24 protein-coding genes, 1 other RNA gene and 2 pseudogenes are annotated in these 22085 nt (G+C 70.9%); 10 read left to right on the top strand and 17 right to left on the bottom strand.

The window, feature by feature from the left end; genetic code table 11:
* Nucleotides 1-20: 20 nt before the first annotated feature.
* Both ABH920_RS47350 and ABH920_RS47345 read right to left on the bottom strand, forming a co-directional pair.
* Nucleotides 21-215: a 4-oxalocrotonate tautomerase family protein gene (locus tag ABH920_RS47350; protein WP_370355936.1), complete on the bottom strand. Its 195-nt coding sequence runs from the start codon at nt 213-215 to the stop codon at nt 21-23.
* Between the two features lie 108 nt (nt 216-323).
* On the bottom strand, nt 324-1229 hold the full coding sequence (locus ABH920_RS47345) for a LysR family transcriptional regulator (protein WP_370355935.1): 906 nt from the start codon (nt 1227-1229) through the stop codon (nt 324-326).
* Between the two features lie 156 nt (nt 1230-1385).
* Here ABH920_RS47345 and ABH920_RS47340 point away from each other — a divergent pair, with 156 nt between their 5' ends.
* Nucleotides 1386-2186 (top strand): alpha/beta fold hydrolase, encoded by an 801-nt coding sequence (locus tag ABH920_RS47340; RefSeq protein WP_370355934.1) that lies wholly within the window; start codon nt 1386-1388, stop codon nt 2184-2186.
* Nucleotides 2187-2373: 187 nt separating this feature from the next.
* Here the strand turns inward: ABH920_RS47340 and ABH920_RS47335 are convergent, their stop codons facing one another.
* From ABH920_RS47335 to ligD, 5 genes are all read right to left on the bottom strand, one after another.
* A complete protein-coding gene (locus tag ABH920_RS47335) occupies nt 2374-3045 on the bottom strand; it encodes a hypothetical protein (protein WP_370355933.1) in 672 nt (223 codons plus the stop codon).
* Between the two features lie 219 nt (nt 3046-3264).
* Nucleotides 3265-3612 (bottom strand): hypothetical protein, encoded by a 348-nt coding sequence (locus tag ABH920_RS47330; protein ID WP_370355932.1) that lies wholly within the window; start codon nt 3610-3612, stop codon nt 3265-3267.
* Between the two features lie 68 nt (nt 3613-3680).
* Nucleotides 3681-4523 carry a metallophosphoesterase gene (locus ABH920_RS47325; protein WP_370355931.1) on the bottom strand — a complete coding sequence of 281 codons (843 nt, stop codon included), beginning with the start codon at nt 4521-4523 and terminating at the stop codon, nt 3681-3683.
* A gap of 56 nt (nt 4524-4579) precedes the next feature.
* Nucleotides 4580-5698, bottom strand: coding sequence for an ATP-dependent DNA ligase (locus ABH920_RS47320; protein ID WP_370355930.1), 1119 nt, complete (start codon nt 5696-5698; stop codon nt 4580-4582).
* Nucleotide 5699: 1 nt separating this feature from the next.
* Entirely contained in the window at nt 5700-6725 is a 1026-nt protein-coding gene (gene ligD / locus ABH920_RS47315) for a non-homologous end-joining DNA ligase (protein WP_370355929.1), read from the bottom strand.
* A gap of 203 nt (nt 6726-6928) precedes the next feature.
* Between ligD and ABH920_RS47310 the strand changes: the two genes are divergently transcribed.
* Complete coding sequence (locus ABH920_RS47310) at nt 6929-7774, top strand: alpha/beta fold hydrolase (protein ID WP_370355928.1); 846 nt, start codon at nt 6929-6931, stop codon at nt 7772-7774.
* 142 nt (nt 7775-7916) lie between these two features.
* On the opposite strand, the gene ABH920_RS47305 is transcribed toward ABH920_RS47310, so the two are convergent.
* The 3 genes from ABH920_RS47305 to ABH920_RS47295 all read right to left on the bottom strand — a co-directional run bounded on the left by ABH920_RS47305 (nt 7917) and on the right by ABH920_RS47295 (nt 10620).
* On the bottom strand, nt 7917-9125 hold the full coding sequence (locus ABH920_RS47305; RefSeq protein ID WP_370355927.1) for a helix-turn-helix domain-containing protein: 1209 nt from the start codon (nt 9123-9125) through the stop codon (nt 7917-7919).
* Nucleotides 9126-9245: 120 nt separating this feature from the next.
* The gene (trmB, locus tag ABH920_RS47300; RefSeq protein ID WP_370355926.1) at nt 9246-10148 is read right to left on the bottom strand and encodes a tRNA (guanosine(46)-N7)-methyltransferase TrmB; all 903 of its coding nucleotides are present in this window, start codon (nt 10146-10148) and stop codon (nt 9246-9248) included.
* Nucleotides 10149-10185: 37 nt separating this feature from the next.
* Nucleotides 10186-10620, bottom strand: a complete 435-nt coding sequence (locus ABH920_RS47295) for a nitroreductase family deazaflavin-dependent oxidoreductase (protein WP_370355924.1) — start codon at nt 10618-10620, stop codon at nt 10186-10188.
* Nucleotides 10621-10680: 60 nt separating this feature from the next.
* On the opposite strand from ABH920_RS47295, the gene ABH920_RS47290 reads away from it, so the two are divergent.
* Nucleotides 10681-11199: an NADAR family protein gene (locus ABH920_RS47290; protein ID WP_370355923.1), complete on the top strand. Its 519-nt coding sequence runs from the start codon at nt 10681-10683 to the stop codon at nt 11197-11199.
* A gap of 13 nt (nt 11200-11212) precedes the next feature.
* Here ABH920_RS47290 and ABH920_RS47285 read toward each other — a convergent pair whose 3' ends face one another.
* The 3 genes from ABH920_RS47285 to ABH920_RS47275 are packed head-to-tail and all read right to left on the bottom strand — an operon-like array spanning nt 11213 to nt 14630.
* Complete coding sequence (locus tag ABH920_RS47285; protein ID WP_370355922.1) at nt 11213-12064, bottom strand: ABC transporter permease; 852 nt, start codon at nt 12062-12064, stop codon at nt 11213-11215.
* Nucleotides 12061-13680 carry an ABC transporter permease subunit gene (locus ABH920_RS47280; protein WP_370355921.1) on the bottom strand — a complete coding sequence of 540 codons (1620 nt, stop codon included), beginning with the start codon at nt 13678-13680 and terminating at the stop codon, nt 12061-12063. The genes ABH920_RS47285 and ABH920_RS47280 overlap by 4 nt, the downstream gene beginning before the upstream one ends.
* Entirely contained in the window at nt 13680-14630 is a 951-nt protein-coding gene (locus tag ABH920_RS47275; RefSeq protein WP_370355999.1) for an ABC transporter ATP-binding protein, read from the bottom strand. Before ABH920_RS47275 ends, ABH920_RS47280 begins: the two co-directional genes overlap by 1 nt.
* A 144-nt stretch (nt 14631-14774) precedes the next feature.
* On the opposite strand from ABH920_RS47275, the gene ABH920_RS47270 reads away from it, so the two are divergent.
* Together ABH920_RS47270 and ABH920_RS47265 are read left to right on the top strand one after the other, a co-directional pair.
* On the top strand, nt 14775-16115 hold the full coding sequence (locus ABH920_RS47270; protein WP_370355920.1) for a sensor histidine kinase: 1341 nt from the start codon (nt 14775-14777) through the stop codon (nt 16113-16115).
* On the top strand, nt 16112-16993 hold the full coding sequence (locus ABH920_RS47265; RefSeq protein ID WP_370355919.1) for a response regulator: 882 nt from the start codon (nt 16112-16114) through the stop codon (nt 16991-16993). Before ABH920_RS47270 ends, ABH920_RS47265 begins: the two co-directional genes overlap by 4 nt.
* Here ABH920_RS47265 and ABH920_RS47260 read toward each other — a convergent pair.
* Nucleotides 16966-17516 (bottom strand): annotated as a pseudogene (locus ABH920_RS47260) (YciI family protein). The gene ABH920_RS47265 and the pseudogene ABH920_RS47260 overlap by 28 nt on opposite strands.
* Nucleotides 17517-17542: 26 nt before the next feature.
* On the opposite strand from ABH920_RS47260, the gene ABH920_RS47255 reads away from it, so the two are divergent.
* Together ABH920_RS47255 and ABH920_RS47250 are read left to right on the top strand one after the other, a co-directional pair.
* Entirely contained in the window at nt 17543-17917 is a 375-nt protein-coding gene (locus ABH920_RS47255; protein WP_370355918.1) for a DUF6368 family protein, read from the top strand.
* A gap of 69 nt (nt 17918-17986) precedes the next feature.
* On the top strand, nt 17987-18439 hold the full coding sequence (locus ABH920_RS47250) for a peptidoglycan-binding protein (protein WP_370355917.1): 453 nt from the start codon (nt 17987-17989) through the stop codon (nt 18437-18439).
* Nucleotides 18440-18714: 275 nt separating this feature from the next.
* Here the strand turns inward: ABH920_RS47250 and rnpB are convergent.
* An RNA gene (rnpB, locus tag ABH920_RS47245) (RNase P RNA component class A) lies at nt 18715-19113 on the bottom strand.
* A gap of 134 nt (nt 19114-19247) precedes the next feature.
* On the opposite strand from rnpB, the gene ABH920_RS47240 reads away from it, so the two are divergent.
* The 3 genes and pseudogenes from ABH920_RS47240 to ABH920_RS47230 all read left to right on the top strand — a co-directional run bounded on the left by ABH920_RS47240 (nt 19248) and on the right by ABH920_RS47230 (nt 20930).
* The gene (locus ABH920_RS47240; RefSeq protein WP_370355997.1) at nt 19248-19664 is read left to right on the top strand and encodes a TnsA-like heteromeric transposase endonuclease subunit; all 417 of its coding nucleotides are present in this window, start codon (nt 19248-19250) and stop codon (nt 19662-19664) included.
* A gap of 10 nt (nt 19665-19674) precedes the next feature.
* A pseudogene (locus ABH920_RS47235) lies at nt 19675-20328 on the top strand (transposase family protein); the annotation flags it as partial.
* A gap of 161 nt (nt 20329-20489) precedes the next feature.
* Nucleotides 20490-20930, top strand: coding sequence for a hypothetical protein (locus ABH920_RS47230; protein WP_370355916.1), 441 nt, complete (start codon nt 20490-20492; stop codon nt 20928-20930).
* On the opposite strand, the gene ABH920_RS47225 is transcribed toward ABH920_RS47230, so the two are convergent.
* Together ABH920_RS47225 and ABH920_RS47220 are read right to left on the bottom strand one after the other, a co-directional pair.
* Nucleotides 20875-21522 (bottom strand): hypothetical protein, encoded by a 648-nt coding sequence (locus ABH920_RS47225; protein ID WP_370355915.1) that lies wholly within the window; start codon nt 21520-21522, stop codon nt 20875-20877. The two genes, ABH920_RS47230 and ABH920_RS47225, sit on opposite strands and share 56 nt — an antisense overlap.
* Before the next feature lie 135 nt (nt 21523-21657).
* Complete coding sequence (locus tag ABH920_RS47220; RefSeq protein WP_370355914.1) at nt 21658-22047, bottom strand: hypothetical protein; 390 nt, start codon at nt 22045-22047, stop codon at nt 21658-21660.
* Nucleotides 22048-22085 lie beyond the last annotated feature (38 nt).

Raw genomic sequence — 22085 nt, 5'->3', positions numbered from 1 at the left:
GGACCGTTCTAGCAGCAGGGCTACTTCTTCGCGAGCTTGTCGGCGACCAGCTGGCCGCCGGCGGCGTAGTCCTCGGTGGTGACCTCCTGGAACCAGACGTGGACGGTCTCGGCCGGGGCCTTGTAGACGTCGACCAGCACGTCGGTGATGCGGGCGGCCAGTTCGCGCTTCTGCTCGACGGTCTTGGGCATCTGCTGGATGGTGATGTTCGGCATGGTGGTCTCCTTCGAGGTCCTTCTCGGTCTTTCTCGATCCTTCGCTTGCGAGATCAAGTTCACCGCAGTCCGGGACCACGAACCAGACGCGACCGGGACTGGTTGCGATCACGATTCCTGATCGTCGGCCGCGGTGTCGCAGGCCTGCATCAGGAGACTGAAATGCGGCGTGGGCCGCGACCGGCTGACCACCAGGTGCGTCATCAGCCCGAGCCCCGGCGGCTCGAACGGCAGGAAGGCGACGCGGCGGTTGCGGATCTGGTCGGCGCGCGCGGCGTACATGACGGTGTAGCTGGTGCCGTCGGCACCGATCGCGGCCAGGGTGTCGCCAAGGCGCGTGTAAGGCTTCGACGACGTCGGTTCGCAGCCGGCCGCGTGAAAGGCGCCGACGATGAGGTCGACCAGCGCCGGGTTGTTGCGGCGCTCGGTCAGGCGCAGACCGAGCGGGGCGAGGTCGGCGAACGTCGCGTGCGGGGCGTCCGCGATCGGGTGCCGGGCCGGCACCGCGGCGACCACCTCGTCCCGCCACAACGGCACCACCCGCAGGCCGCGGCCCTCGTCGGGCACCGCGCCGCGGACGAAGGCGGCGTCCAGGCTGCCGTCGGCGACCCGGTCCAGGCGCTCGGGCGTCGGGCCGGCCATCACCAGCTCGACCGGCAGGTCCGGGGCCAGCCGCAGCAGCTCGTCCAGCACCAGCTCCAGCCGCTCCCCCAGGCCGGAGCTGGTGCCGATACGCAGCGGCGCGGGGCGGGAGCCGGACGCCTCGGCTACCGCGGCGCGGGCCCGGGCCACGGCCGCCAGCACGTCGCGGGCCTGCGGCAGGAGCGCTTCGCCGGCCGGCGTGAGCCGGACGTGGCGCGGGGAGCGGTCGAACAGCTCCGCGCCGAGCTCGCGCTCCAGGCGCCGCAGCTGCTGGCTGACGGCCGGCTGGCCGATGTGCAGCCGGTCGGCGGCCCGGCCGAAGTGCAGCTCCTCGGCGACGGCGACGAAGTACTCGAGCTGGCGCAGTTCCATGGCGATCAAGGTAGCGTCAGAACAATCCGCGCGGCAGCGATGAGTTCGCCGGGCGGGCGTCGTCCTATCTGGCGAAGACACCGGACAGACGCCGGACAGACACCGGCCCGGACCGCACCGACACCGGACCGCACCGGACCAGGAGAGGGCACGATCATGAGCTACGCCGACGTCAACGGCATCTCGATGTACTACCAGGAGCACGGGGACGCCCCGGTCACCGAGGACAACCCGGCGCTGGTGCTGCTGCACGGCGGCCTGCAGAGCTCCGACGACTTCGCCACGATCCTCCCGGCGCTGTCGGCGACCCGCCGCGTCATCACCGCCGACCTGCAGGGCCACGCGCGCACCGCGGACGTGGACCGCCCGATCCGCGTGGAGACGCTCGGCGACGACGTGGCCGCCCTGATCAAGCACCTGGGTCTGGGCCGGGCGGACGTGCTGGGCTACTCCTTCGGCGCCGGCACCGCACTCCGCTGCGCGATCCAGCACCCGGACGTGGTGCACAGGCTGGTCGTGGTGTCGTTCCCGTTCCGCCAGGACGGCTTCTTCGAGGAGGTCCGCGCCCAGCAGCGCCAGATGTCGCCGCAGTCGGCGGAGTTCATGAAGCAGACCCCGATATGGGACCTCTACCAGCGCACCGCGCCGCGCCCGCAGGACTTCGGGCAGCTGGTCGGCAAGATGGGCGACTGGCTGAAGCAGCCCTTCGACTACTCCGAGGAGATCCGCGCGATCCAGGTGCCGACGCAGCTGGTGTTCGCCGACGCCGACATGTACTCGATGCAGCACATCGCCGACTTCTGGGCCCTGCTCGGCGGCGGCCTGCACGACGCGGGGTGGGACGGCGCGGGGCGGCCGGCGGGGCACCGACTGGCGGTGCTGCCGAACGCGACGCACTACAACGTGTTGGCTTCGCCGGGGTTGGTGGGCGTGGTCGACGGGTTCTTGGCGGGGTGAGGCGCGGCGCCGGGGTTCGGCACCCGCTGGCCGGGACAGCAGGACAGCCCTCGGCGGCCTGATCCAAGCCGCCTGCAATCGGCTCCGGCCGGGACAGCCGAGCGGTTTCCGGCCGGCATCCGACATCCGCGATCCGGCACCCAGCCCGCTCAGGAACTCAACCGCAGCCGCACCATGGTGATCTCGGTCAACGCCCACGCCTTCGCCGAGCTGTCGGTGATGCCGTGCCCCACGCGTGCGGCCGCGGGTCGGTGATGGAGTAGGCGATCGCCTCGGCCCGGTCCAGATCGCTCGCGGCCGCCGCCTGCGCGACCTCGGCCAGCGCGGACGCTTTCGCCGACGGGTCGGCGATGGCGCGCGCGATGGTCTCGGCGGTCCCGAGCAGCGTCGAGGCCCGTTCGGCGTCGCTCGCGGCCATTGCCGTCGCGACCGTGGTCAGCGCCTGCACGTGCGCCGATTCCTCGATCGACTCCTGGGCGATCGCCGCGGCCTCGCCGAGCAGTTTCGAAGCCCGGCCCGGGTGGTGGGCGCCGATCACCGCCGCTACCTTGACCAGGGCGGAGATCTTCGCCGGCGCGTCGGTCACGCCGCGGGCGATGCCCACGCTCCGGTTCGGTTCGTTCCTGGCCACCGCTTCGGCGATCGCGGCCAACGCCCACCCCTTCGACGACTCGTCGAGGATGGCGCGGGCGATCGCCTCGGCCTCCCCGACCAGCTCCGAGGCCCGGCCGGGATCACCGGCGGACGCCGCTTCGGCGATCATGACCAGGAGCTCGACCTGCGTCAGCTCGTCCTTGAGCTTGCGGGCGATCATCGCGGCTTCGTCGACCAGCCTGGCGGCCCGGGGCCGGTCGATCACGGCCACCGCCTTCGCCACCGCCCTCGACCCCGGCGCCGTCCGGTGCGACCAGCAGGTGCCCGGGGTCGAAGGCGCCCAGAGCCGGATCGGTCAGCACCTCGGTGAGATCGGCGACGTTGTTGGCGATCGCCGGCTCGTCGGGGATGAGCGCGTCGGTGTACGACTCGACGCCGACCAGGACGATCCGGGAGCGAGCCGGGTCCACGCGGCGCACGTCGTTCATTCCACCTCGCCGCAGACCTGGCGCACCAGCGCCTCGACGTCGCGGACCCGCTTGGCGTCGACCTCCACCCGGCGTCCGTCCGGAGCGGTCAGCACGATCGTGACGTCGGACCGGCGCGGCTGGGAAAGGAACGCCTTCAGGGACGCGGCCAGCACGCTGACCGCGCCGCCGCTGCCGACGGCGGCCACCAGCACGTCGGAGGACACCCCCAGCTCCCGGGCGGCGGGGACCGCCGGCGCCGGCTTGACCAGGCCGCGGAGCTCGTCTTCCTGAGCGAGCCAGTCCGCCAGCTCCGCCAGTTCCCCGCCCGGCTCGCCACCCTGTACCGACAGGTCGATCCGCACGCGACACCCTCCCCGTAAAGGCCTTCTTGTGTGACACAAGTATGGTTCGGGGGCCGAGTCCACGTCGGCTACTTCGCCACAGACCGGAAGACTTCCTTCAAAATCACCGGATCCCCGCCCCGCTTGCCCCACTCCCGCGGATACCCCAACGAGGCCTCCAAGAACGGCACGCCGTCGTAGACCGTCTCGCGCGGGATGTGCAGGTGGCCGTAGACGACGGCCGCCGTCGGGAAGCGGATGTGCCAGTCCGCTGTCAGGTCGGTGCCGCACCACTGCGCGAACACCGGGTACCGGAGCACGTCGGTCGGGGTGCGCACCAGCGGGAAGTGGTTCACCAGCACCAGGGGCGCGTCCGGGTCGCACTCCGCGAGCCGCTTCTCGGTCAGGGTCACGCGTTCGCGGCACCAGGCGGCGCGGTCGGTGTGGGGGTGCGGGTCGAGCAGGAACTCGTCCGTGCACACCACGCCGGTTTCGTACGCCTCCTTCAGCGCGTCCTCGCGGGTCGCCGCTCCCGGCGGACGCCAGCTGTAGTCGTAGAGCACGAACAGCGGGGCGATGGTCAGGGGCCCGTTCTCCCCTTCCCAGCGCAGGTACGGGTCCTCCGGGGTCGCCACTCCCAGGCCGCGGCACATCTCGACGAGGTAGTCGTAGCGCCGCTGGCCGCGGGCCTGGACCGGGTCCTGCTTCGGCGTCCACAGCTCGTGGTTGCCCGGGGCCCAGATCACCTGCTCGAAGCGTTCGGACAGGAGCCGCAGCGCCCACTCGATGTCCGCGAAGAACTCGCCGACGTCGCCGGCGACGAGCAGCCAGTCCCCCGGTGTGCGGGGCCGCAGCTCCGCCACCAGACGACGGTTCTTCTCGTGACCGACATGCAGGTCGCTTGCTGCTAGCAGGAGGGGGCCATCGCGCACTGGCCCATGCTCGCAGAGTTCTGCGAACTGCGTCGAGTTCCAGGTTGTTCTGTGCGCTAGCCGAAGACGTCCGCGAGGTCGTAGGCGGTCGGCACGTCCAGCTGGTCGTACGAGCACGACTTCGGGTCGCGGTCCGGCCGCCAGCGCACGAAACGCCCGTTGTGCCGGAACCGGTCGCCCTGCAGCTGGTCGTAGTGCACCTCGCAGACCAGTTCGGGACGCAGCGCGATGAACGACACGTCCTTGCCCGCGTTCCAGCGGTTCAGGGTGCCGGGGCGGCGGTGCGCGTCGTCGCCGTCGGCGCCCGCGGCGTCGCCGTCGCCTTCGCCCGCGGCGTCGAGCCACGGATGCGGCTCGCCCTCGGCCGCCACGTACGGCGCGAGCTCATCGATCAGCTCCTTGCGGCGCGCCATGGTGAAGGCGCTGGATCCGCCGACGTAGTTGAGCACGCCGTCCTCGCCGTACAGCCCGAGCATCAGGGATCCGACGATCGGGCCGGTCTTGTGCAGCCGGTAGCCGGCGACGACCACGTCCGCGGTGCGCTCGTGCTTGATCTTCACCATGCTGCGCTCACCGGGCGTGTAAGGACCCTGCGCCGGCTTGGCGACCACGCCGTCCAGGCCCGCGCCCTCGAAGCGCTGGAACCAGGTCGTGGCCAGCTTGGGGTCGTCGGTGGCGCGGGTGACGTGCACGTGTTCGTGCTCTGACACCGATTCCAGGAGCGCGGAGCGGCGGGCGGTGAACGGCTGGCCGGTCAGGTCGCGGTCACCCAGCGCCAGCAGGTCGAAGCCGATGAAGGAGGCCGGGGTGCGCTCGGCGAGCAGCTTCACGCGGGAGGCCGCGGGGTGGATGCGGTCGCTGAGCCGGTCGAAGTCCAGCCGGTGGTCCACGACGACCACGATCTCGCCGTCCACGACGCACTTGGCCGGCAGCGCCGCTTTCAGCGACTCGACCAGCTCCGGGAAGTACCGGCTCAGCTCCTTGCCGCCGCGGCTGCCGAGGACGACGTGGTCGCCGTCGCGGAAGACGATGCAGCGGTAGCCGTCCCATTTCGGCTCGTAGAGGTAGTCGCCAGTGGGGACCTTGGCCGCGGACTTGGACAGCATCGGTTCGACCGGGGGCAGCACGGGCAGGTCGAGGGCGGGCTGGGCGGCGTCGTCGGACTTGCCGGCCATGTCAGCTCCCTTCTTCCTGGTCGTTGCGGGCCTTGGAGGGCTGCACGCGCTTGGGCTCCCCGGGCATCTTCGGGAAGTCCGGCGGGTACGGCAGGTCGCCCAGGCCCCGGTCCTTCTCGTCGCGGTCGGCCATCTCCAGCAGCGCGTCCAGGCTGTGCGCGACGTCGTCGATCTCGGCGTTGGCGTCGCCGTTCTTGGCCAGCAGGTCCGGGACGGTCTGCACCGTGAAGTCCCCGGGCGCCACGTCGCCGAGGTCGGCCCAGCGCACCGGCATCGACACCGGGGCGTCCGGCCGGGCCCGCGTGGAGTAGGGGGCGACGGTCATCCGGTCGCGGGCCATCTGGTTGAAGTCGATGAAGATGCGCTCGCCGCGCTCCTCCTTCCACCACGACGTGGTCACCAGCTCCGGGCGGCGCCGCTCCAGCTCGCGGGCCAGGGCGATCACCGCGCGGCGCGCCTCGACGAACGTCCAGCGCGGTTCGATGCGGACCAGCAGGTGCAGGCCGCGGCCGCCGGAGGTCTTCACGAACGGCCGGATGCCGAGCTCCTCGAACAGCGCCTGCGCCTGGCGCGCGACCTCCACCGCCTCGGCGAAGTCGGTGCCGGGCTGCGGGTCCAGGTCGATGCGCAGCTCGTCGGGGTGGTCGGTGTCGTCGTCGCGGACCGGCCAGGCGTGCAGCTCCAGCGTGCCCATCTGCACCGTCCACAGCACGGTGGCCGGCTCGGTGACGCACACCTCGTCGCCGGTGCGGCCGCTGGGGAAGGTGACCCGGGCGGTCGAGGCCCAGTCCGGGAACCCCTTCGGCGCGGACTTGGTGAAGAACGACTTGCCGCCCAGGCCGTCCGGGAAGCGGTTCAGCGCGACCGGGCGCCTGGCCAGGCCGCGGAACAGACCGTCGGCGACGGTCGCGTAGTACGTGGCGAGGTCGAGTTTGGTGACGCCGGCATCGGGGAAAAGCAGCTTGTCCGGTGAGGAGATCCGGACACTGCGACCCCCGGCTTCCACGTGCGCTTCGGCAGAACCCATAGTCGGCAGGTTACGGCCCGGCGCTGACATGCGCACCCCGTGCGCGTGCGGCGGGGCACCGGCCCTCCTTATCCCCGGCCACAACCGCGGGCCTCCAGCCATGTGCATCAGAACAGTGACCTGTGCGCCACTTTCCGCGACCATTTTCAGTAGTGGGACGGGACGCTCCCGGCCCTGGGAACTGGAAACAAAGGTGCGGAAACATGGCGCGGGTGACGGTCGACAAGGAGAACCACCTTCCCGTCGACATCCACTACGAGGACCGGGGCTCCGGCCGGCCGGTCGTGCTGATCCACGGCTGGCCGCTGTCGGTCGGGCAGTGGGAGTTCCAGATCCCCGAGCTGCTGGCGGCCGGGCACCGGGTGGTGGCCTACGACGTCCGCGGCTTCGGGGCCTCGGCCAAGCCGCGCGGCGGCTACGACCCGGACACCCTGGCCGCCGATCTGCACATGCTGCTGGAGCACCTGGACCTGCGGGAGGCCACGCTGGTCGGGTTCTCCTCCGGGGCCTGCACCGCGGTGCGGTACCTGAGCCGCTTCGGGAACCAGCGCGTGGCACGGCTGGCGCTGGTCTCGGCCGCGGGGCCCTATCTGCGCCGCACCGACGCGCACCCCGAGGGGTTCCTGGAGGACGCCAAGCTGCGCGAGTACCAGCGCTGCCTGACCGATGACCGGGTCAGCTTCCTGCACCGCTTCGCGACCAGGTTCTTCGAGGTCAGCCGCACCTCCGCGGCCCGCCCGGTGATGCCGCAGCCGCTGCACACCCGGGTGGTCATGCTCGCCGCCGCGGCCTCGCACCGCGGCGCGATCCAGACCCTGGGCCAGGCGGCGACCACCGACTTCCGCAACGACCTGCGCGCCATCACCGTACCGACGCTGGTCGTGCACGGCGAGGCGGACGCCGTCCTGCCGGTGGAGGCCACCGGCGCACTCATCGCCGAGGCGGTCTCCGACTCCCGGCTGGTGCGGATGCAAGGTGCGCCGCACGGATTGATCGTCACCCGCGCCGCCGAGTTCAATCGCGAACTGTTGGCGTTCCTGGAGGGGTGACGGGAGCGGGCGGTCCGGTAGTGCCCACACCGGCCGCCCGCCGCCTCACCCTGAGTCTGAAGGTCTGTGTCCGAAGGTCTGTGTCTGTGTCTGTGTCTGAAGGTCTGTGTCCGAAGGTCTGTGTCTGAAGGTCGAAGACCTCCTATCCCCCCGACCCCATCCCCGCGACCAGCGCACAGTCGATCTCGTACGCCAGGCTCAACTCCGCCACCGCCCGAGGGTTCGCCAACAGCCGGCCGGTCCGCTCCTCCAGCCGCCGCAGGCGGTAGCGCACCGTGTTCGGGTGCACGAACAGCCGCTTCGCCGCTTCGGCCGCCGAGCCGTCGGAGTCCAGCCAAGCCCCGAAGGTGTGCAGCAGCAGCGTGCGGTCCTCGTCCGCGAGGCCGTCGAGGCCGCCCAGGACCGCGTCGGCGACCTGCGGCATGATGTCCGGCGCGCTCGCGGCGGCGGCGGAGAGCGGGTCGCGGCCGAAGACCACGACGGTGCGCCGTTCCTGGGCTCCGCGCATGGCGATGCGGGCCAGGCGCATGGCCTGGGACGTGGACAGCAGGTGGTCGTAGGGCGGGCTGACGCCGACCCGGCCGGTGCCCTCGGCGGCCAGGGCGGTGACCATCTTGTCGAACTGGTCGGCGGCCCTGGGCAGGTGCGCGACGCCGACTTCGACGTCGTGCATCAGCCGCCACGCGGAGTCGATGCCCATGCCGCCGAGTTCGCGCTCGATGTGCGGCAGGCCGTATTCGCCGGCGTTGGCGACGCGAGCGGCGATGACGACGTAGGGGCCGACCGTCGGCAGCCGCAGCAGTTCGGCGGCCTCCCAGACGTTGGTGTCGTCCAGCCGCCCCTCCAGCAGCGCCTGCACCAGCGCCGCGCGCTGCTGCTCCTCGCGGCGGGCCTGGTAGCGCAGTTCCTCCTTGTACGCCGCGGAGCTTTCGCGGGTGAAGGCGTCGAGGGTTTCCATCACCTCCGAGGCCGCGCGCAGAGCCGCCTTCGTGGACAGCCCGACAGAGTCCGCGGTGGTCGCCAACTCGTTCCACAGCACGGTGAAGAAGATGCGGTAGCCGTCCATGATGACGGTCAGCGGGATGCCCTCCATCGCGCGGTCGCGGCCGGAGGCGGCCGCGGGGCGGGAGTCCGGGGGCATGTAGCGGGTGAGCGGCTCGAAGGCGAAGTGGATGTGGTCCTTGATCGTCACGTGGAGCGCGGCGGGCTCGATCATGCCGATGTAGAGCGGGAACTCCTCGGCGACCCGGTTGAGCACCAGGTCCGTCAACTCGTCGGTGCGGGCCAGCATGAGGCTCGCGAGGCGGGCTATCTCGGCGTCTACCGGGGTCCGGGAAGCGATCTGCTGCACACACTCAATGTAGCGAGGGGAACACGGACCGGAAGGGGAATCCGGGTCCTGATCCCCTCCGGCGGTGGTGTGGACGACTGCTCAGCGCCTGCCCGCCGCACCCTTTCCTCAGTTTCGGCCTCAGTGCCCGATCTTCTCGAACACCAGGTCGGCGATGGGACGGCCGTCGCGCAGGCCGCGGCGCTCGTAGCCGGTCAGCGGACGGCCGACGGCCGCGCGCGGCGCGTAGCCGTCGTAGCGGTTGCGAAGGCCGGGGTCGGACTGAAGCACCTCGAGCATCTGCTCGGCGTACTCGGCCCAGTCCGTCGCGCAGTGCAGGACCCCGCCGACTTCCAGCCGGTCCCGGATCAGGGCGACGGTGTCGGGCTGGATGATGCGGCGCTTGTGGTGCTTGGCCTTGGGCCAGGGGTCGGGGAAGAAGACGTGCACGGCGGCCAGCGAGCCGGGGGCGATCGAGTCCCGCAGCAGGAACAGCACGTCGCCGCGGGCCACCCGGACGTTCGTCAGGCCGCGCGCCTCGGCCAGCGCGATCAGGTTGCCCAGGCCCGGGGTGTGCACGTCGGCGCCGAGGTAGTCCCGGTCCGGGTCGGCGGCGGCCATCTCGGCGGTCGCCTCCCCCATGCCGCAGCCGATCTCCAGCACCAGCGGGGCGCCGCGGCCGAACAGCGCGGCGCGGTCGAAGGCGGCGTCCGGGGCCGCCTCGGGGGTGTGGTAGTCGTGGTGCGGGTCCGGGATGGTGTAGCCGTAGACCGGCCAGAGCCTGGTCAGCGCGTCGGCCTGGGTGGTGCTGGCGCGGCCGCGGCGGGGGTGGAAGGTGCGTATCAAGCCGTGCCGGGCGTGGCGCTCGGGGACGTGCGGGGCTTGCTCGGCCTGGTGGGTCTGGTAGGTCTGATGGGTCTGATGGGTCTGATGGGTCTGCTCGACCTGCCCGGTCTGGGTTATCGCGTCCGTCATCACCGGGTCGCCGTGCGCCTTGTCCACCCGCCCCAGCTTACCGGTGCCGGCGGCCGCGACCTGCGCCACCGCCGGCGCCGACGAACGACGTGGCGCGCGCCGGGGCTCAGCGCGGCGTGAGCACGAACAGCGGGATCTGCCGGTCGGTCTTGGTCTGGTAGGTGTCGTAGTCCGGCCAGGTCTGGGTCGCCCGGGCCCACCACTGGGCCTTCTCCTCGCCGCTGGCCTCGTGCGCCAGGTACTGCTTGCGCGTGGCGCCGTCCTGCAGCTCGACCTCGGGGTGCGCGACGATGTTGTGGTACCAGACCGGGTGCTTCGGAGCGCCGCCCATCGAGGCGACCACCGCGTAGGAGCCGTCGTGCTCGACGCGCATCAGCGGCGTCTTGCGGACCTTGCCGGTCTTGGCCCCGGTGGTGGTCAGGATGATGATCGGCCGGCCCTGCATGGTGTTGCCCTCGGCGCCGTCCGTGGACTCGTACAGGTCGACGGCCTCGCGGACGTAGTCACGGGGGCTGGGGGCGTATTCGGAGTCTGTTGTCATGATCTCCAGTGAACTCCAAACCCGGTGACTTGTCTCGGCGGCGTGCGGGAGGATCAAGCCATGGCGACCAAGTATCTGTTCTTCTGGGGACACACACCGAAGAAGGCCGGGGTGGTGGGCTCGGAGTGCCTGAGCCAGTGGTACCCGGCGCCGTTTGAGGTGGACGGCGTGCGCTTCGCCACGGCCGAGCACTGCATGATGTGGGGCAAGGCTCAGCTGTTCGGGGACGAGCAGGCCGCGGCGAAGATCGTGGCCGCCGGGCATCCGCAGGAAGCGAAGAACCTGGGACGGGTGATCACCGGGTTCGACGAGGACGCGTGGGTCGCCGCCCGGCTGGCGATCGTGACGGCGGCGAACGTGGAGAAGTTCCGGCAGAACCCGGACCTGCTGGCGTTCCTGCTGGGGACGCGGGAGCGGGTGCTGGTGGAGGCCAGTCCGGTGGACCGGATCTGGGGCATCGGGCTCGCGGCGACCGACGAGCGGGCTCAGGACCCCGCGAGGTGGCGGGGCCTGAACCTGCTCGGGGAGGCGCTGATGGCGGCTCGGGAGACGTTGCGGGACACGTTGCGGGACGAGTAGGCCGCAGACGTGCCTAGGCGTCTCGCAGCCGCAGCATCAGCCCGCCGAGCCCGAGCGCACCGAACGCCCACAGCGCCAACACCCCGAGGCCCTGCCACGGTGACAGCGGCTGGCCGGCCAGGTCGATCGTGGCCTGCACGTCCAGCCCGGCCTGCATCGGCGCGAGCTGCAAGGCGTGGCGGTGCCAGTCTGGATTCGAGATCACCTGAGCGAGCACCGGGAACAGGTACAGCAGTCCCAGCACCGTCCCGACGGCGGCGGCCGAGTCCCGGAGCAGGGTCGTGACGCCGATGCCAAGCAGCGCTATGAGCACCAGGTAGAGCACGGAGCCGGCGGCGGCGCGCAGGGTCGTGGCGGTGGCCAGGTCGGCGTAGCCGTTGGCCGGGGTGAAGCCGTGACCCGGGAGCAGCGCCAGGGCGAGGAGCGCCGAAGCGAGCACCGCCAGCACGCCGGCCGCCGCGGTCACGGCCGCGACGACCGTGGCCTTGGCCGCCAGCACCACCTCGCGGCGGGGCATCGCGGCGAAGGTCACGCGGATCATGCCGGTCCCGTACTCCTCCCCCACGGTGAGCACCGCCAGCACCGCGACCACCGCCTGCCCGGCCATGACGCCGAGCAGGCCGACCTTCGCCGGATCCTCGCCGCAGCGGATCCCGTCGCAGGTCACGGTGGCCGCCGAGGTCACGCTGAGCCCGACGGTCAGCAGCACGGCGGCGGCGAGCAGCCAGGCGGTGCCGGCGACGGTGCGCAGTTTGGTCCATTCGGCGTGCAGGGCGTCGCTGAACGGGCTCGCCACGGTGCCGGCGCTTGCCCCGTTCCCACGGCTCACCACGTCGCCTCGGCTGACCACGTCGCCGCCGTTCACACGTCCCTCCGGCGCAGCTGCCGGTGTGCGACGGCGTAGGCGGCGGCCGCGTAGAGGCAGAGCACTGCCAGGCCGAGCCACGGCGAGAGCGGGAAGAACCCGTTCGTCGGCGTGTACGACGCCCTGACCTGCGGCCAAGCGGTCACCGTCTGCTGCACCGCGAAGGCCGCGGCCGGAGTGACGCGGGCCAGCCACTCGGCGGCGCCGGCCGGCAGGACCGAGGCGACGGCCAGCAGATACGGCAGGATGATCACCACGATCACGGCCGCGACGGCCGCCGCCCCGCGCCGCACGATGGTGGCGACGGCCAGCGCGAACACCGCCGAGACGGCCAGCAGCGCCGCGGTGCCGATCACCATGCGGATCTCGGACTGCGTCGAGGCGTAGTACACGTACATGCGCTTGCTGTGCTCCACCGCGCGCACCCCGGGGACCGCGATCGCCGCGGCGACCAGGCCGACCACGAAGGACACCCCGCCGAGCACCACGGCCTTGGCCGCCAGCAGCCGGCCGCGGCGCGGGCTGGCCGCCAGCGAGGTGCGGATCAGACCCCGCCGGTACTCCGAGGTCATGGTCAGCGCGGCGACCACGATCACCGCGATCAGCCCGCCGAAGGTGCCCGCCAGGGAGCTCTCGGGGGTCTTGCCCTGGCCCTCGTCCGGTATCGACGGGGCAATGTCGCCGGTCCCGGTGACAGTGAAGCCGCCGCCTGCGTTCGGCACCGCGCCGGCCACGGCCTCGGGGCCCTGTGCGGCGCCGGGGCCGCCGTCGGCCGCGGCGGCGCTGCCGATCGCCGGGACGGTCCAGGCCCCGGAGCTCTGTCCGGTCACCGCGATCTGGTCGAAGGTGCCGGTGGCCAGGCTCGGGCCGGCGTTGGTCGCGGTGCCGCCGAAGGAGTTCTTGACGACCGCGAAGTCCGGCGACGTGGCGAACACGCCGACCTCGACGTTGCGCGGCAGGTCCGCCAGGTGCGCGGTGCCGATCTCGGTCCAGGTGGTGCCGTCGGCGGAGTCGTAGCCGGTGAGGGTGTCGCCGGCGCGGGTCAGGCGCAGCCAGCGCGGCGTGGCGGCGGTGACGGAGGCGGAAGGGGAAGCGGAGGCGGAGGCGGCCGGTGCTGCGGTGTCGTGGGTGTAGTCGTACTGCATCCGCACGCCGTGGGTTCCGGTGGCCAGCACCGCGGCGTACGGGGAACCGAAGTCGGTTCCGTCCTTGACCAGGATCCCGGCCTTCGACCACGGCTGAAGTCCGTCGGCCATCCCGGCGGTCGGATCGGCGGTGGGGTCCGCGGGACCGCCGCCGTCGGGGAAGTACTTCCCGCCGAACGCGGTCAGCCGGGCTGTGATACTGCCGTCCCCGATCAGGGTGCGGTGCACGAACGTGGACTCGTCGTCGACCTCCTGGCCGGTGGCGTCGTGCGGCGGGCCGCTGATGTGGCAGGTGCCGGTCGCGGCGCCGTTGACGTGGTCGCAGGCGATCTGGCTGCCCAGCGGGCCGAGCATGCCAAGCCCGACGGTCAGGATCGCGGCCAGCGCCAGCCCGACGACCCAGCCGCGCACCGTGCGCAGCTTGGTCCACTCGGCGCGGACGAGATGCAGGAAGCTGTCGCGGCCGGGCATCACGCCACCTCCGGCGCGGTCGCGGCACGGAACTCGACCGAGTCGCGCGTCAGGTCCATGTACGCCTCTTCCAGCGAGGCACGGTGTGCGGAGACCTCGGCGAACGGCACGCCTCCGGCGTTCAGGACCCTGACGACCTCCTCGGCGCTCAGGCCGTCCACGGTCAGCGTGTCCGGCCCGGTGACCGCGACGGTCCCGCCGGCGTTCGCCAGCGCCGTCGTCGCCTCGGCGCGCGCGGCGGCCCGCAGCACCACGCGGCCGCCGGAGGACCGCGCGATCAGCTCGGCGACGCCGGTGTCGGCGATGACCCTCCCGCGCCCGACCACGACCAGGTGGTCCGCGCAGCCCTCCAGCTCGCTCATCAGGTGGCTGGACACGAGCACGGCACGGCCTTCGCCGGCCAGCGCCTTCAAGTAGCCGCGGATCCACAGGATGCCCTCGGGGTCCAGGCCGTTGAAGGGCTCGTCGAGCATCACCACCGGCGGGTCGCCGAGCATCGCGGCGGCGATGCCCAGGCGTTGGCGCATGCCCAGGGAATAGCCGCCGGCCTTGCGGTTGATCGCCGCGCCCAGCCCCGACTGCGCGACGACCTCCTCGACGCGCTTGGCGCCCAGGCCCTGGGAGTGCGCCAGCCACAGCAGGTGGTTGCGGGCGCTGCGGCCGGGCTGGAGCGCGGCGGCGTCGAGCAGCGCGCCGATGTGGCCCAGCGGCCTGCGCAGCTTCGCGTAGGGGACGCCGTTGATCAGCGCCCGGCCCTCGTCGGGCGTGTCCAGGCCGAGGACGACCCGCATGGTCGTGGTCTTGCCGGCACCGTTGGGCCCGACGAAGCCGGTGACCTTCCCGGCGGCGACGTCGAAGGACATCCCGTCGAGGGCCGCGGTGGCGCCGAAGCGCTTGCGGAGGGCCTGCACCGCTATGGCGGGCGGTGGGGCGGCGGTCCTGGTTGTCATCGCTGTCATGTCCTGAAGGCTAGGAAAGCGGTGGTCAGGGAATCGTCCCGCGTGGGAGTGGTCTCGGGCGTCCCCCGCGTGGGGGACGTTGGTCCCCGGCGCGGGGGAGGTGCGCCGGGTGGGGAGTCGATCAGAATAGGCGGCGTGCTTCAGGAACGCGGTGGTAGGACCACGACAACGACGGCGGCGGTGCTCGCCGCGGCCGCGGTCGTCGAGGCCCTGGCGCGCGGGATCGTCCAGCACCGGACCGAGACGTCGGGGGTGCTGCTGACGTCGCTGTTCCTGGCGTTGTGCGCGACGGCGCCGTTGGCGTTCCTGGGCCCGTTCGGGGCGGCGACGGCCGTGGTCGCGGCGTCGGTGCTGGCGTTGACCGTCACCGGGGTGCTGCCGGCGGGGTCGGCGGTGGCGGTGGTCGTGGCGATGTTCCGGGTGGGATGGGCCGCGGGCACGTTCGGCCGGGCCCGTTCCCGGTGGTGGGCCGGGATCGCGGCGGCGGGGTTGTCGGCGCCGTTCCCGGTGATCGCGCTGAGCATGTCGCAGGACTCTGACGCGGGCGTGGTCGCGGTCCTGCTGACGGCGCTGGCCCCGGCGGCGGCGTTCGCGGGAAACGCGGCGCACGCGCGGTCCGAGGCGCGCGTGCACCAGGCGGCGCGGGAAGCCGTGGCGCGTTCGCTGGTCGATCACACGGCGCGCGGCGAACGGGCCCGGATCGCCCGGGAACTGCACGACGTGGTGGCGCACCACATCTCGATGATCGCGGTCCAGGCCGAGACGGCGCGGCTGGCCACCCCCGGAATGCCGCCGGCCGGAGCCGAGCGGCTGCTGGCGATCGGCGACACGGCGCGCGCCGGACTGACCGAGATGCGGCGGCTGCTGGGAGTGCTGCGGGAGGACGCGGGCCCGGCGGAGCAGGAGCCGGAACGGCATCCGCAGCCGGGACTGGACCAGCTGCTGATGCTGGTGGACGCGGCCCGGCTGACGTCGGGGGCGACGACGCGGCTGATCGTGTCCGGGCCGCCGGCCGCGCTGGACCCGGGGGTGGAGTTGGCGGCGTACCGGATCACGCAGGAGGCGCTGACGAACGCGCGGCGGCACGCGCCGGGGGCGCCGGTGGATGTGGAGTTGCGGTTCACGGCGGAGACGCTGCGGTTGCGGATTCGGGACAGCGGGCCCGGGCCGGAGCCGGTGGCGGGGGCGGCAGCGGGGCCGGCGCGTGCGCAGGCGGATCAGGCGCGGCCGGCGCGTGCGCAGGCGGATCAGGCGGATCAGGCGGGGCCGGCGGGGCTAGCGCGTGCGCGGGCGGGTCAGGCGGGGCCGGCGGATCAGGTCGCTGATCCGGGGACGACTACCGGAGGTCACGGCGTGGCGGGGATGCGGGAGCGGGCTGCGGCTGTCGGAGGGCGGCTTGCGGCGGGGCCTTCGCCGACCGGCGGCTTTCTGGTCGAGGCGGAGTTGCCCGCGGGTTCTGACCGGGAAACGCCGTGAGCGGGGCACCGATCCGGATCGTGATCGCCGACGACCACCTGGTGGTGCGGACCGGGTTCGCGGCGCTGCTGGCGACGCAGGCGGACTTCGAGGTCGTGGGCACCGCGGCCGACGGCGAGGAGACGGTCCGGCTGTGCCGGGAGGCGGCGCCGGACGTGGTGCTGATGGACGTGCGGATGCCCGGGACCGACGGGATCGAGGCGACGCGGCGGGTGGTCGCGGAGGCTGCAGGGCGCGGCGTGCCGGGGCCGCGGATCCTGATCCTCACGACGTTCGATCTCGACAGCTACGTCTACGACGCACTGTCGGCCGGGGCGAGCGGCTTCCTGTTGAAGGACGCGACGGCGGAGCGGCTCTTCGAGGCGGTGCGGGTGGTGGCGGCCGGGGAGGCTTTGCTGGCCCCGGGGGTGACGCGGCGGTTGATCAGCGAGTTCGCTCGGTTGCGGCCTGGTGGTTCTGGTGGTTCTGGCGGTTCTAGTGGTCTTGGCGGCGGCGGTGCTCGCGGCGATACCGGTAGTGCGGTGGAGGGCCCGGGCCGAGGAACCGCGTCACCTTCCGGCGCTGCCGCCTCTGGCCCAGGATCGCGAGGGTCGGCCGGATCATCCGGATCATCCGGATCGGCTGGCTTTCCCGGCCAGGGCCTCGCCGCCCTCACCCCGCGCGAGACCGAGGTACTCCTGCTCATCTCGCGCGGGTTGTCGAACCCTGAGATCGCCGCCGAGCTGGTCGTCACCGACGAGACCGTGAAGACGCACGTCAGCAGGATCCTGACCAAGCTCGGGCTGCGCGACCGAACGCAGGCCGTGGTCGCGGCGTACGAGTCCGGGCTGGTGGTACCCGGCGGCGAGGGTCAGGAGCGTCCGCCGAACCGCCACTGATGGACACCGACCTCGGCGTATCCGGCGCCGGGGAGCGCGGCGCGTGCTTCTTCGGCGCCGGCCGCACGCAACATGGCACCGTGCCGAGCCAGGTGTCGCCGTCGTCCGACAGCAGCGGGCCGTAGGCGATGAGACCCGCGACGTCCGGCACGCCCGGCACATCACCGACCGAACGCGGCTCGCCGAGCGCCAGCACCAGATAGCCGTCGTCCTCCGGCGCACCGCCGGCAAACTGCCACATGGTGCGGCCGAGGTCGTTGCGCCAGCGCCGCAGCATCACGTCGCGATAGACGCCGGCCTGGTATCCGGGCTCCTGGAAGGCGAAAGCGCGCGCCGCCGCGGCGTCGGGAAGCGTCAGGATGTGAACGCTGCCGGTCGGGACTTCCTCGTCACCCTCGACCGTCGGGCCGCGCGCGATCATCTCCTGCGCGAAACCGTCCATGTAGGACCAGTGGTCCTCCAGGAGTCGCATGCGCAGGGCGAGGGAATCGGCGCGGTCGCGGTGGTAGCAGAAGAAGTCCATGCGAGCAGTCTTCACCGTACGCTGGCGTGCACATCATCGATCTACCGGGCGACGCGGCGGTCTTCCGCGCCGAGCACGCCGACGACCCGGACCTCGACGCGCTGATCGGCTTCACGCCGACGCACGACGTGGTGGTAGCGACGGCGGGCCGGGATTTCGTCGACCGGCTGATGATCACCAAGCTCACGGCGATCGTGCAGGACGTCGTCGACGGACTGGTCGACGTCACCATCCCCACGCGCCTGCTGGACCTGGTCCGCAGCCTCCCCGGCGTGGTCGCCGTCATCGACGAGCGGTGGCCGCGCGCCTTCGGGACCGCGGAGTTCCTGCGCGCCTGGACAGCCCATCCGGAGTTCCGCTGGTACGCGCTGGGAATCGTGCACCAGCCGAGCGCCACCTGAGCATCTCCATGCCCGGCGGCCCTGCCGGGCTCCACTGCCAGTTTTCTGCCAGCAGCGGAGCCGACAGTGATGAACACCGTGAACACCGCGGCCGCCAACAAGGGCGGCTCGCAGCCAGATGAAACGGAGTTCACCACCATGAAGATCGCCTCGAAACTGGCCGTCACCGGTAGCGCCCTGACCCTGTCCGCCGCGGGCCTGGCCCTGGCCGCCGCGCCATCCGCCTCCGCGGCGGAGGGTTACGGCTGCACCTACACCAACTCGCAGCCCACGCTCAGCAACCCGAGCTCCGGCACGGCCGTCTACCAGCTCCAGTGCGAGCTGAACCGCGCCCTGTCCAACAGCTACGCGACCCTGAACGTCGACGGCTCCTTCGGCGCGCTGACCCAGGCGAAGGTGCGCGCCTTCCAGACGTGCATCCACTACAACTACGACAGCAGCGTCGCCATCGACGGCGTCGTCGGCCCGGTGACCTGGAACGACCTCAACTTCTGGGCCTACAACTCGGACACCGCCTGCTAGCACCTCTCCGGGCACGTTGATCTGCCGCTCGCGCCGCACCGGGCTGATCCCAGTGCGGCGCGGGTACGTGCGGCGCGGGTGCTGAAGACCCTCGGGCTGCTACAACTACGACTCGGCCGGCATCTCGCCGATCGCCCCGAAGGCCGGAGCGGGCACTGAACTATCAGTACTTGGTGTACGACGTCGTCCGCCAGACGGCGCCGGCGGCGTCGACCCACAGGCCGCGGCGCGGCACAGCAAGAAACCGACAGAACCGACCCCTCGATGCAGCTCATGCGGCGAGCCGGTCATAAGCCGGATTCTGTCCCGCGCCGCCGTGCCGAAGCACCGCCGCGCGGTGGCGACCATCCATCTAGGGCGCGCGTCGCCGCGCGCCTCGTGCGGTCTACCCGCAGGCTCGGGCGGACCGCCCTTGAACACCTGCGCAGGCCCGGTTGCCCGGGCCCTCTTGACCTTGCTCCGGGTGGGGTTTACCTAGCCGCCCGGGTCACCCCGGGCGCTGGTGAGCTCTTACCTCACCGTTTCACCCTTACCCGCCTGACGGCGGGCGGTCTCTTCTCTGTGGCACTGTCCCGCGGGTCGCCCCGGGTTGGTGTTGCCAACCACCCTGTCCTATGGAGTCCGGACTTTCCTCGACACCGGTCGCCCGATGCCGCGATCGCCTCACCGACTCGCCGCGCATCCAGTATACGGGGACGGGGCTTCGCAGGTTGACGCGCAACGGCCGGGTGGACGCGCGTGTACGGGGGTGGACGCCGAATACCGAGTTGCCGAGTGTCCGCGGGTGCCGGAACGGTGTCGCCCATGACTGTCATACGCCACATCACGCACCTACTGGTCAGTCACAGAACGGAACCACGTGATCTACGAGTCCCGGTTGGAGTTGGCGCGGCTGATGTTCGCCGACTTCGACCTGGGAGTGTCGCGGATCCTGGCGCAGCCGTTCCTCATGACGGCGACCGTCGACGGCATGCAGCGCAGGCACATCCCCGACTTCCTGTTGCTCGCTGCGGCCGGCCCGGTGGTCATGGACGTCAAACCCGCGCGCAGGCTGTCCCGTCCGGATGTCTCCTTCACGTTCGGCTGGAGCCGAGTTGTGATCGAATCCCGCGGGTGGGGATACGAGGTGTGGAGCGAGCCTGACACGACTGAGCTGGAGAACGTTCGCTTCCTGGCTGGCTACCGGCGCGACAGGGTGACGGCGGACGTGGAAGAGTCGCGGTAGGCGGACTGTCGACAACCGGATCGGGAAGTCCACCGCCTATCGCGCCCTGCATGAGGGCATCGATGCCCTGGCGGCTTGCGCCCCGGGCGTGGCTGAGGCCATGGCTGCCGTGAAAGCGGCAGGTCACGGACACCTCACCCTGGACGGCACCGTGATCGCCACCGACCGCTGCTCGCATCCCGAGCCGAACGGCGCCGACCTGTGGTGGTCGGGAAAGCACCGGCACCACGGCGGGAACATCCAGGTGCTGTCGGGTCCGGCCCGCTGGCCGATCTGGGTATCCGACGTCCGCCCTGGCCGGGAACACGACACCACCTGCGCCAAAGTCGCAGCCGGCCTCATGGCGGCGATCGAACAGGCCGCCGCCGCGGACATGCCGGCCCTCGCCGACTTGGGCTATGAAGGCCTGGCCGGACCCGCTCTGCGCATGCCGATCAAGAAGGTCAAAGGCGTCGAACTCTCCGAGTCCGCCAAGCAGTACAACCTCATCGTCCGAGGCGTCCACAGCATCGCCGAACGCGCGAACTCGCTGCTGAAGAAAGCCTTCAAGGCTCTGCGACGGGTCAGCGTGTGCCCCTGGCGCATCGGCGCGATCGCCAAGGCCGCGCTCGTCTTGCTCCACCTCGAACGCGACCGTCCCCTGCCCACCCGTCACACACCGTGAAGAACCGTTACCGGGAATGGCTCAGTGAGTGTTCAACTGTCAATTCTGGTCATGCCGTCAGTGTTCAACTGTTCGGCGCCGACTTACTTCGACCTATGTTAGGGTCGCCAGCGAATGATTCAGGGAACGGGAACAACTCACAGGAGAGTACCTTGTTTAAAATGCCGTTCATCAATCGCCGGATAGCCGCCACCGCGACGGCTGTCGCCGCTGGCCTGGGGATGGCGATCATGGTTGCCGGCCCGGCCAGCGCCAGTGCTACGGCTTGCGACAATCCCGGCTCTGCGAACGTCTGCATGGACATCGAGGGCTCTTCGAATTTGGTGACTGCCGCCCAAGGATCGGCGCAGATCACCAAGACCTTCACCTACTACGAAAACGGTGGGTTCTTCGGAGTCTATTCCGGCTATGTTCAGGTCTACAATCCGAACGGCGCGGTGCTGTGCAGCAGCCGTACAACCGCGCTCAATGCGGGTCTTGTTTTGGACTGCGATCCGGGGGATCTGGGCTACACCCTCACCGGGAACTACTGCACCAAGCTTTTCGTCAATTCGAGTACCGGCTTTCATGACTACCGCGAAGAGTGCGTGGATGTCCTTTAGGTAGCAGAACGTGTGGCAGGGCTCTCCGGCCGGAGAGCTCTGCCATGGACGCCTTGCGAAGGCGGTTCCAGGCAATCGCGCCCTCTGGGGGAAGGCTCCGCCGCGGAATGCGCTTATCCGCGGCACGAAAGTCTCCGTAACCGGCAGGCCGACCGTCCGGCCCGACGGCGGTGACGGCGGTGATCTCCGCCGAAGGCTGGAGAGCAAGCAGGTCGCGACAGACCGCCACAACCGCAGCGTGGACCGAGTCAGCGTTATACGCCTTGAAGGCTTCAGCGTGCGTGTCCGGAGGCAATTCGACATAAAGCAGCTTCACTGATACCACGCGCTCGCCGTTTTCAACGTAACGGGCAGGTTCGTACAGCCATGGGTGTGTCGCCGCATAGTTGTCGAGCAATTCATATTCGTCCCCGATTGCGGCCGCGACAGCAGTAGCCATAGCTTCGCCGTGCGCTTGTGCTGCGAGATGAAGACGAGACAACGCTGCTGGATCACCGACTAAACGAGGTGCGGTCCGCGCCGCGAACTCCACGACGTCGAGGGCAAGAGCAGACTCGGCAGTGGTGAATATGACGGGCTCGACATCGTCCACTGTCGCCGTTCCTGACCGCTGGCAAGAACCATCCGTGCGGTCGTCTCCGTGCCCACACGCAGATCCGACGGCATGTCGGCCCGCATCGCCTCGACCGATGCGGCGAACTCAGCCTCAAATGGAAGGTCGCTGAGGTCAGCCTCCGACAGCGCCATCATCACCGCATCCTGACGGACTGTCCGCCGCAGACCGATGCGATCCATCATCTTCGACCCAACCGAAAGCCTGGCGACGGAACGCTGCGATACGCAGTCCGTACAGAGCTGCACCGACTTGTGCCGCCTCGGGTTTCGCGTTCAATCGCGCCGACACCGCCGCCTGCACCTGTTGAACGGCGAGCAAGCTCCTCGCTCCGCTCGGCTCTGCCGTCTGGGACCTACTCAACACGTCAACAGCGTCATCGGACTGCTCGAGGAAGGCGACCACAGCCATGGTCAGGCCGGCGATGGTCCCGTCTCCAGCGATCCTGACCAAGTGTTCCCTGTCGAGCCGCCGCAGGACCGCCGCCAACGCATCGTCGGTCATCCCCAGTTCCCGCCGCAGTAGTTCAAGTTGCGGCAACA

Source organism: Catenulispora sp. EB89, assembly GCF_041261445.1.
Lineage (GTDB): Bacteria > Actinomycetota > Actinomycetes > Streptomycetales > Catenulisporaceae > Catenulispora.
The sequence above is the reverse complement of the archived record's forward strand: the minus strand, read 5'-3'. Positions and strand labels throughout refer to the sequence as shown.